The 9,985-nt window shown below is 69.1% G+C and carries 9 protein-coding genes; 4 read left to right on the top strand and 5 right to left on the bottom strand.

Annotated elements, in window-relative coordinates:
* Positions 1-369: 369 nt before the first annotated feature.
* Positions 370-684: a non-histone chromosomal MC1 family protein gene (locus tag IEY12_RS09905; protein WP_188883365.1), complete on the bottom strand. Its 315-nt coding sequence runs from the start codon at positions 682-684 to the stop codon at positions 370-372.
* Between the two features lie 164 nt (positions 685-848).
* On the opposite strand from IEY12_RS09905, the gene IEY12_RS09900 reads away from it, so the two are divergent.
* A complete protein-coding gene (locus IEY12_RS09900; RefSeq protein WP_123074594.1) occupies positions 849-1,046 on the top strand; it encodes an AbrB/MazE/SpoVT family DNA-binding domain-containing protein in 198 nt (65 codons plus the stop codon).
* A gap of 12 nt (positions 1,047-1,058) precedes the next feature.
* Positions 1,059-2,108 carry a quinone-dependent dihydroorotate dehydrogenase gene (locus IEY12_RS09895; protein ID WP_188883364.1) on the top strand — a complete coding sequence of 350 codons (1,050 nt, stop codon included), beginning with the start codon at positions 1,059-1,061 and terminating at the stop codon, positions 2,106-2,108.
* Between the two features lie 60 nt (positions 2,109-2,168).
* Here the strand turns inward: IEY12_RS09895 and pheT are convergent, their stop codons facing one another.
* From pheT to IEY12_RS09880, 3 genes are all read right to left on the bottom strand, one after another.
* The gene (gene pheT / locus IEY12_RS09890; protein WP_188883356.1) at positions 2,169-3,962 is read right to left on the bottom strand and encodes a phenylalanine--tRNA ligase subunit beta; all 1,794 of its coding nucleotides are present in this window, start codon (positions 3,960-3,962) and stop codon (positions 2,169-2,171) included.
* The gene (gene pheS / locus IEY12_RS09885) at positions 3,962-5,467 is read right to left on the bottom strand and encodes a phenylalanine--tRNA ligase subunit alpha (protein WP_188883352.1); all 1,506 of its coding nucleotides are present in this window, start codon (positions 5,465-5,467) and stop codon (positions 3,962-3,964) included. The genes pheT and pheS overlap by 1 nt, the downstream gene beginning before the upstream one ends.
* 131 nt (positions 5,468-5,598) lie before the next feature.
* A complete protein-coding gene (locus IEY12_RS09880) occupies positions 5,599-6,783 on the bottom strand; it encodes an aspartate kinase (protein ID WP_188883346.1) in 1,185 nt (394 codons plus the stop codon).
* Positions 6,784-6,917: 134 nt separating this feature from the next.
* Between IEY12_RS09880 and IEY12_RS09875 the strand changes: the two genes are divergently transcribed.
* Entirely contained in the window at positions 6,918-7,316 is a 399-nt protein-coding gene (locus IEY12_RS09875) for a hypothetical protein (protein WP_188883338.1), read from the top strand.
* Positions 7,317-7,523: 207 nt separating this feature from the next.
* Here the strand turns inward: IEY12_RS09875 and IEY12_RS09870 are convergent, their stop codons facing one another.
* On the bottom strand, positions 7,524-9,152 hold the full coding sequence (locus tag IEY12_RS09870) for a DNA-directed DNA polymerase II small subunit (RefSeq protein WP_188883336.1): 1,629 nt from the start codon (positions 9,150-9,152) through the stop codon (positions 7,524-7,526).
* Between the two features lie 98 nt (positions 9,153-9,250).
* On the opposite strand from IEY12_RS09870, the gene IEY12_RS09865 reads away from it, so the two are divergent.
* Complete coding sequence (locus tag IEY12_RS09865) at positions 9,251-9,985, top strand: S26 family signal peptidase (RefSeq protein ID WP_188883334.1); 735 nt, start codon at positions 9,251-9,253, stop codon at positions 9,983-9,985.

Genomic DNA, 9,985 nt, shown 5'->3' with positions numbered 1-9,985 from the left:
CTCGCATTTGTTCCGAATCGCGGGATACCCTTAAGGGTGACGTTCCGACCTCGCCGGAAGCGAGGTGGCGTGTCACCCGAGTAGATTCGGGAGGGAGTGCGTCGGTGGCGCCGGGTGAACCGGGCCACGTCACGTCCTTCGCATTTCTTCGAATGCCCGGGTAACGGATAAGGCCGTCGAACCACCACCCCCTTCGGGACGCTCTGTCGTAGCACGGAAAATGCGACGCGGGCGGAGGCCGACCGGTCATCCTACGCGTGTGTGCGTACAGTCTGGTCGGGTGGTACCCGCGCAGACGGCACTACGCGACGGGGGAGGATTAACGCGACGGATGGCTGGTCGGGTGGAGAGCCGACCGACGATCCGTGCTCAGGGTTCGTCGAGGTGCTCGATTCCCTGTTTGGCGACGTTCGCTTCGGTGATTTCCCCGGGCATCCAGTCGGGCTTGTCGTCGGGGGAGTCGGACTGCCACGCCCACGCCTCGTAGATGTGGAGTTTGTCGGTACCTTTCTCTCGGAGCTGTATCTCGTAGCGGGTGGCGGCCGCCTCGCTCTCGCCGACGTCGTCGATCCGTCGGGCGGCCTTGAGCGCCGCCTGTCTCGGCGTGCTCCCACTGAAAACGCTACTCTCCGAACCGTCGCTGTCGCGGAGCGCGAAGTTCCGCTTGCCGTCCTCACGTACCATGGTCTCGTTCCGTGCGAACGATACACAGGGCGTATCATAAACATATCGCCGAAATCGGCCGTCTGTGTGGCGATTCGCCGCGTGAGAGGACCGGAGCATCGAGCCGGTGCAGACTCGGAAGGGCTTAAGTAACTGCTCTGTCGAACGTAGACGTAGGTCAGTCGATGGTCCGCAAGAAGAAGCTCAGCCCGAGTGGTGCGAAAGGGGAGGACGGGGAGTACCACAACGCTCACGTCAATCTCCACGAGGACGAACTCGCGGTCGCCGGGTTGGAGATCGGCGACGAGGTGTTCGTCCGCGTCCGCGAGGACAAGATTATCATCCAGAAAGCCGACCCGGACGAGGTCGAGCACGACTTCTGAGCGGGCCGTCAGATGTACGAGACGCTCAAGCCGCTTCTCTTCCAGCTACCGGCGGAGACGGCGCACACGGCCGTTCATTCTCTCCTACGCGGAGCACAGTCCGTCCCGCCGGTGCTCGCCGGCCTCGACCGCTGGTACGGCGTGGACGACGAGCGCCTGCGCGTGCGGGCGTTCGACAACGAGTTCCCCAATCCGGTGGGGGTCGCGGCGGGTTTCGACAAGAACGCGCACGTCCCGCGTGGGCTGGCGGCGCTCGGCTTCGGTCACCTCGAAGTCGGCGGCGTCACGGCGGAGCGCCAGCCCGGCAACCCGAAGCCGCGGATGTTCCGCCTGCCGGAGGACGAGGCGATTATCAACCGGATGGGGTTCAACAACGACGGCGCGGACGCGGTGGGCGCACGCCTCGACGCGAGCACGCTCCCGGACGTCCCGGTGGGCGTGAACATCGGGAAGTCGAAGTCGACGCCGCTCGATGAGGCGGCGGACGACTACCTGTACACGTACGAGCGCGTCGCGGACGCGGGCGACTACTTCGTTGTGAACGTCTCCAGCCCGAACACGCCGGGCCTGCGCGACCTCCAGCACAGCGACGCCTTAGCGGAGATCCTGACGACGCTCCGTGAGGCGGGAGCGAGCCCGCTCCTCGTGAAGTTCTCCCCGGACCTCTCGCGCGAGGGGGTCGCGGCGGGCGTGGACCTCGCGGAGGAAATCGGTCTCGATGGGGTCATCGCGGTGAACACGACGACGGAGCGCGACGGCCTCTCGCACCCGAGCCGCGTGGAGGACGGCGGGCTCTCGGGTGCGCCGCTCCGGGACCGCGCGACGGACACGGTCCGCTTCGTCGCGGAGCGCACGGACCTCCCGGTCGTGGGCGTGGGCGGCGTCTTCACGGCGGAGGACGCCTACGCGAAGATCCGCGCGGGCGCGAGCGTCGTCCAGCTCTACACGGGGATGGTCTATCGCGGGCCGTCCATCGCGACGGAGATCAATCGCGGCCTTCTCGAACTTCTGGAGCGCGACGGCTTCGACTCGGTTGCGGACGCGGTCGGCGCGGACCTCTGAGAGAGCGAGTCGTCGTCGCGGTGTCTTCTGCTCGCGAAGAACGCCAGCCGCGAGCGTGTGCTACTCCGCGAGCGCGTCGAGGCGGAACTCGAAGGCCGCGACCGGCACTTCGAGGTCGTGTTCGACGAGCACCTCGGGGTGGAGTTCGCCGATGACGCCCACGGGTTCGCCGTCGATAACGACGCTGGCAGTACGCCCGTCGATGAACGAGGGATGCGTTGTGGGCGGCGTCTCGAGTTCGACGTCGAAGTCGCGCGCGAGCACTTGGAGGCGGGCCTTGGCGTCCTCGTAGGAGGCGTCGTGGCGGACGACGGCGCCCGCGACGGTGCGGCGTTCGGCGACCCCCGTGTTGCTGTCGTCGCGTTCGGCGGCGAAGCCGACTTCGGCGACGTCCTGCGGGTAGGCCCGGTGCGTGTTGTTCTCGAGGAGGCTGACGAGCGAGGGGAGCGCCCACGTGCGGACGATGGTGTAGTCCTCGCTGTAGGGTTCGGCGATGGTCGCGGGTTCGCCGCCGCCGAGCGCGTCGCTCCCGGGTTCGAGGCGCATGCGCTCGTAGTTCTCCGCTTCGTTCGTGAGGTGGAAGTTGAGGAGGTCCTGGTGGCCGAGGCCGACGAGCGTCTCGCGGACGGCGCGCTCCAGTCGGGACGTCTCGGTGCGGCCGCCGACGGTGGAGACGTCGGGGTAGCGCGGGACGAGATCGTTGAAGCCGTAGGCGCGACCGACGTCGTCCACGAGGTCGACGGGGTGGAGGACGTCCGTCCGGTAGGGCGGGATTTCGACGACGTAGTCGATGCCTTGCTCGCCCCAGACCTCGCTCTCGGCGTCGAGGCCGGCGCGCCCGAAGAGGTCGAGCACCTCTTCCTCGGTGAGGTCGACGCCGAGCGTGGACTCGATGCGCTCGTGGGTGACGACCTTCTCCTCGACCTCGAGGTCGGGCTTGGTGACGTCGGTGTCGGGGTAGGAGACGGTGACGTCCTCGACGGTGCCGCCGCGCGCGTCGAGCGCGTAGCAGATGATGTTGCACATCCGGTCGATGGTCCACTGGTCGGTACCCGTCAGCTCGATGAGGAGGTCGCGGGAGTTCTCGGTGACTTCGGTCCGCCGGCCGTTGATGACCGGCGGGAAGCTGAACAGGCCGAGGTCGTCGTAGATGGCGGGATAGCGCTCGTAGGCGTCGAGGAGGTCGGCGTACTGTTCGCCGGTGGGATGCTCGGTGAGCACCTCGGCGGGCGTGAGTTCGGCGTCGGAGTCGAGGGGGACGAACGTGTCGCCGTCGGGGTCGACGCCCCGGTAGGTGATCGAGTTCGACGCCGTGGCGTCGGGGGCGTCGGTGCCGGGAGTCGCGTTCGCGGGTTCACCGGTGTCTCGGGGCTCGGCCGCTCCGTCGCCCGCGCCCCGCGCGGACCGCCCCTTGAGCATCGCGAGGTCGTGGATACCGATGGCGCCCTTCGCGCGCTTGCGGCCCATGGTCGCGTGGAGTTTCTCTTGGAGTTGGATGAGCGACTCGAGCGCGCCCCCGGAGAGGTCGACGCCGCGAACGACGGCACCGGTGACGTACGGGCGCTCGTCGGGCACCGACTCCTCGACCGCGATGGTCCAGTCGGCGGCGTTCGTCTCGGGGACGTACACACCGGACGCGTCGCCGTACTGGTAGCGCAGGGAGCGCGCGACGCCCTCGACGCTGAGGCGGTCGAGTCGGTCGGGCGCGAACTCGAGTTGGAACTCCCCGTCCTCCGTTTCGCCCTCGAACTCGAGGCCGAGCGCGAAGAGGTCGTCCTTGAGTTCGTCGTCGCTCTTCTCCTCGTGGCCGGTGAGACGGCGGAGCTCGTCGGGGTCGACGTCGACGACGGGCATCAGTAGACCACCTCCGTGTCCCGCAGGAAGTCGATGTCGGCGAGCGTCCCGTGGACGTCGCGGATGTCCTCGAAGCCGTGCGTGAGCATGAGGAGGCGCTCGAGGGCGAGCCCCCACGCCATGACGTCGCAGTCGACGCCGAGCGGTTCGAGGACTTCGGGGCGGAAGAGCCCGGAGTTCCCGATTTCGATGACCTCCCCCGTGCGCGGATGCGTGCCGAACAGCTCGAAGCTCGGTTCGGTGTAGGGGTTGTAGTGGGGCTTGAAGCGGATGTCCTCGATGCCGAACTGGCTGTAGAACTCGGTGAACGTCCCCATGAGGTCGCGAACGCTGAGGTCCTCGGCCATCACCCAGCCCTCGATCTGGAAGAACTCGAGCAGGTGCGTGGCGTCGAGGGTGTCGTTCCTGTACACCTTCTCGACGCTGAAGTAGCGCTGTGGCGGTTCGAGGTCGCCGACGGCCTCCCCGGAGAGGTAGCGCATGGAGAGCGACGTGGTGTGCCCGCGGAGGTCGACGCCGCGCGCCATCTCCTCGGTCCACGGCGAGTGGTAGCCGTCGCCGTCCTGTCCGACGCCCTCGCGGTGCGCGCTCTCGACGCGCTCGAGGAGGTCCTCGGGGAGGTCGTCGACCTCGCTGGGCTCGGAGAGGGCGAACTGATCCCAGTGGGTGCGCGCGGGATGGTCCTGAGGCATGAAGAGCGCGTCGTTGATCCAGAACTCGGAGTCGGCGTGCGGGCCCTCCATCTCCTCGAAGCCCATCCCCACGAGGACGTCCTTCACGCGCTCGGCGGTGGCGCGCAGGACGTGGGTCTTCCCGCTGCTGGGGGTTTCGGCGTCGGCCTCGACGTTGTAGTCGGCGAACTCGACGTCAGCCCACTCGCCGGAGGCGAGCATCTCGGGGGTGAGTTGGCCGACCGCTTCGGTGGCGGTGACGCCGGCCATGAGCGCGTCGACGCCGTCGTCGGTGAGCGTGACGGAGCGGACGGTCCGCTCGTGGACGACGACGAGGTCGCGGCGCTCCAGCGCCTCCCGGACGTCGGCGTCGATGGGTTCGCCGTTCGCGACGGCCGCGAGCGCGGCGGCTTCCTCGTCGGCCTCGGGGTCGGCGTCCGGGTTCGCGACGAGGTCGCCGGAGTCGATACTGCCGTAGCCCTTCCGCGCGTAGTTCGAGAGCGCGATGTCGACCTCGGGGCCCTCGAGGCCGGCCGAGCCGAGCACCTCGCCCATCCCCACGGGGTCGTCGTCGGCGCCCGCTTCACGGGCGGCCTCGTAGAGCCGGAGTTCGGGGAGGCCGTCGGCGAGGTACTGCTCGCCCTCCTCGGTGAGTTCGGCGTCGGCGACGGTCTCCTCGGAGACGGTGACGAAGCCCCGCTCCTCGAGTTCGAAGGCGGCGCCCGTGACCGTCTCGGGCTTCTCACCGGTCGCGGACGCGAGTTCCGCGACGGTGGTCGGTTCGTCCGCGCTCGCGGCCTCGAGGACCGCGAGTTCGCGTTGCGGGAGTTCCATTGGTTCGTGTGGTGTCCGGTAGGCGGATAGCTATTGCGAAGCGACGCATCGCTCGGCACGAGAGGGGACTGCGACGCGCGGGCCGTCGCGCGCGGCGGCCGGAAGACGAGTGTGAGAACGAGGTGCGGGCGTCAGCCCTCGAAGTTCGACTGCACGGCGTCGAGCGCGCGTTCGCGGTCGTCCCACGGGACGAAGACGGCGACGCTCGTCGCGGAGGTGATGACGTCGTGGAGGGAGATGCCGGCGTCGGAGATGGGGTTGACGATGTCGCGGACGACGCCGGGCTGGGAGGGGAAGTCCCCGCCGAGCACGCGGATGACGGCGACGTCGTCGGTGACGGTCACGCTGGAGAGCGTGTCCTCGGAGACGACTTCGCGGTGGAGGATGTTCTCCGCGCGCTCGGCGACGTCGGCGTCGACGTAGAAGGTGATGGAGTCCATCCCGGAGGCGACGCCGTCGATGTTGATGTCGGCGTCGCCGAGCGCCTGCGAGAGCCGCGCGAGGATGCCGTGGCTGTTCCGGATGGCGCGCCCGGCGACGGTGAGGCAGGCGAGCGGCGTGTCCCGCATGTCGATGATGTTCTCGAACTCGCCCTCGATGGAGGTGCCGCCGGTGAGGAGGTTGCTGTGCTGGTAGTGGATGACGCGGACGTCGAGGTCGGCGTCCTTGTAGGTGAGCGCGGAGGGCGCGACGACTTCGGCGCCGCGGAAGGAGAGGTTGCGCAGTTCGTCGACGGTTATCTCGCCGACGTTTCTGGCCCCTTCGACGACGTGGGGGTCGCCCGTCATAATGCCCTCGACGTCGGTGACGATGACGACTTCGTCCGCGTCCATGTAACACCCGAGCATGACGGCGGTGGTGTCGCTCCCACCGCGTCCGAGGGTCGTGACGTTCCCGTCGTGGTCCTCGGCGAGGAAGCCGGTGATGACGGGGACGACGCCGTCCATCCGCTCGGCGAGTTTCCGTGCGCGCCGCTGGGTCTCCTCGACGTCGACTTCGCCGCGTGCGTTCGTGACGACCGGCCAGTCGGGGTGGCCGGGTTCGAGGAAGACCGCGTCGATGTCGCGGGCGGTGAGCGCGGCCTTCAGCATCCGGACGGACGTCCGCTCGCCCATGGAGACGATTTCGGCACGGTCGCCCTCCTCGGCGTCGAAGGTGATGTCCTCGAGGAGGTCGTCGGTCGTCGACCCCATCGCGGAGGCGACGACGGCGATCTGGTGGCCCTCTCGAACGGCGTTCGCGACGGAGTCGGCGGCCCGGTCGATCCGGTCGCCGGAGCCGAGGCTCGTCCCGCCGAACTTCGCGACTACACGCATCGGGACACCCCGACACGGGTCGTGTCACACGCAGTCATGGACGGGGGTAGTAACGGGGTGGGGATAACGCTGTCCATCCAGACCACGGCGGGGGGATGCGATTTTTTACGCACGGCGCGCGAACCGTCTCCGCGATGACGAGTGTGACCGTTCGCGACGCCGCCCCCAGCGATGTCGACGCCGTCGCCGACCTCGTCGGCGTCCCGTCGCGCGCCGCCGAACGACTCCTCCGCGAGCGCGCGGTCCTACTCGCGGAGCGCGACGGCGACGCCACGGGCGCGCTCGCCTACGACGCCGACGCGGACGCGGTGCACGTCACGCGCCTCGTCGGGGACGCGGAGGCGGTCGCCGCCCTCCTCGAGGAACCGATCGCGTTCGCGCGCGCGGAGACCATCCCCGTGGAAGTGGTCGTCCCGGCGTCCGCGTCGGGGGCGCTCGATGCCGTCGCGAACGCGGGCTTCGAGGACGTCGGCGACGGGCCGCGCTTCGCGGGCGAGCGGACGGCGCGCTATCGGCTCGCCGTCGAGGAGTAGCACGCTCCCGCTTCAGGTCCAGTCGAGCCGCGGCTGACGGAGCGAGCCACATGATGAGCGTCCGGCGACCGAGCGGTCCGTCAGGACCCGGTGGGCCGCCGGTTCACTCGCGGCTTTGCCGCGAGGCCCGAGCACCCCAGAAGGGGTGTGACGGTGCTTTTGGTCGAGCTTTTGCAAGGGCGCGAAGTGCCCGCCGCAAAAGGTCGTTTAGAACTTCCGGACGGTGATGTCGAGGGTATCGAGGTCGACGATGGGCGCGGTGCCGACGTCGGGGTCGATGTTGACGGACTTCTGGAAGGCGGTCTGCTCCTGCCACGACCCGGAGTTGACGAGTTTGACGTTGCGGTACTCGCCGACGCCGAGTTTGTGGACGTGGCCGGTGTGGAAGACGTCGGGGACGTCGTCGATGACGAGGTAGTCCTTCTCCTCGGGGGCGACGCGCATCCGACCGCCGTACTGCGGGGCGACGTGGCGCTTCTTGAGGAGGCGCGCCATCGCGTTGTGCGGGGCGTCGTAGGAGACGCTCTCGTCGCCGTCCTCGGCGATGACCTCGTCGAGGCTGACGCCGTGGTACATGAGGACGTCGACGCCCTCGACGGTGACGGTGGCGGGGTTGCCGACGATGCGGGCGTCGTGCGCGCCCATGATCTCCCGGAGTTCCTCGTCGAAGCCGGGCTGGGGTTCGGCGAGGCGGACGGCGTCGTGGTTCCCGGGGATCATGACGATCTCCATGTCGCCGGGGACGTCCTTCAGGCGCTCGGAGAAGGCGCGATACTGCTCGTAGACGTCGACGATGTCGAGTTCCTCGTCCTGGTCCGGGTAGACGCCGACGCCCTCCACCATGTCCCCGCCCACGAGGAGGTACTCGACGGCCTCGGCTTCGGGAGTGTGGAGCCAGTCGGCGAAGGCGTCCCAGCGCTCGCCGGCGAACTCCTGGCTGCCGACGTGGACGTCGGAGACGAGCGCGGCCTGTACGTGCCGGTCGGCGGTGTTCGGTCGGTGGGTGCGCGGGACGTCCGGGAAGTGGACGCTGTCGGCGAAGAGGATGCCACCGTCGTCGGCGAGCGTCCCCTCGATGGCGATGACTTCGTCGAGGAGGAGTTCGTCGACGACGTCCGCCCAGTCGCGGTCCTTCATGATGAGGGCGGGAAACGTCCCGTTCGTGTCCTCGAGTTCGACGAGCCAGTGGCCGCTGGCCGTCGAGCGGATGTCGTTCACCATCCCCACTATGGCGGCGTCGCTCCCGCCGGGCATCGCGTCGAGCGCGTCCGTCGGGCGGTGGTTGATGCGCCCCCGGAGTTTCTTCGAGAGGCGCTCATAGCGGTCGCGAAAGACGGTGACGAAGTCGCCGTACTCGCCGGTCCCCGTGGAGTGGCCGGTGACGTCCTCGGCGACGGCGGGCGGGGTCGGCGTTCGCCCGCCGGCATTCGCCGATTCACCCCCTCTCGTTTCGTCTGGAGTCCCCGCTTCTGTCGGCGATTCACGCCCGGATGTGGCTCCACTCGAAGCGTCGGTCGATGTCGGGTCGGCCGGTGGCGTGGCGCTCGCGTCTGCGGTGGCGGATACGTCGGCGGGCGCACCGCCGTCCGTGGTCGTGTCGGGGGGCTCGGCAGGCGGGGTCGCGGCCGGCGCATCGTCGGCGTTCGCGTCGTCGAGGAGGGCGCGGACGTCGTCGGCGGAGAGCGTGAGGGCGTCGTCGGGGGCGGCGTCGGCGACGCGCTCGACGGCCGCGTCCGGGTCGGGTTCGTCCGCGAGGAGCGTCACGGCGGCGCGGTCGGCGTTGTAGCCGCGCGCCGTGAGTTCGCGGGCCACTCGGACGGGCGTCGAGTCGGGCACAGTTCGACTCCCACGCGGCCCGGAGCAAAAAGCGTGCGGATGCGGGCCACGTCCCGATTGGGGAACCTTCAAACGCGGGTCCGCCGTAGCGGGTGGCAATGAGTGCGGACGACGTCCCCGACCCTCGCGACGGTCCGCTCGCCGCGATTCGCTGGTTCCTCCGCACGGACACCGAAGCGGTCGTCTTCGTCCGCGAGCTGGCGAGTAGCGCGCTCGCCGTGGCGGTCGTCGGCCTCCTCCTCTTCGCCGTCAGCGGCCTCTGGCCGCCGCTCGTCGCCGTCGAGTCCGGGAGCATGCATCCGAACCTGAAGCAGGGCGACCTCGTCTTCGTGATGGAGGAGCACCGCTTCCCCGGCGACGGCGCCGTCGCCGGGACCGGCGTCGTCACCTATCAGCGCGGACAGGATACCGGGTACGCGAAGTTCCACAACCCGGGTGACGTCGTCGTCTACGCCCCGTACGGCGACGGTGAGCGGACGCCGGTCATCCACCGGGCGAGGTTCTGGGTGAACGAGAGCGAGAACTGGTACGACGAGGCGGATTCGGAGTACCTGCTAGGGGCGACGAGCTGCGAGGAGTTGGAGAACTGCCCGGCACCGCACGCCGGCTTCATCACGAAGGGCGACGCGAACGGCTACTACGACCAGGTCGCCGACATCTCCTCGCCGGTGAAGCCGGACTGGGTGCGCGGCACTGCGGAGTTCCGAATCCCGTGGCTCGGCTGGGTCCGACTCGTCATCACGGGCGACGTGGCGCTGTCGAGCCCGATTGTCGAGACGCCGGCCACCACGAACCCCCTCGTTTCCGGTGGAGCGGCGCCGCTCACGGGGTAG

Source organism: Halarchaeum grantii (assembly GCF_014647455.2).
Lineage (GTDB): Archaea > Halobacteriota > Halobacteria > Halobacteriales > Halobacteriaceae > Halarchaeum > Halarchaeum grantii.
Note: the sequence above shows the minus strand (reverse complement) of the source record. Positions and strands in the feature narration are given on the sequence as shown.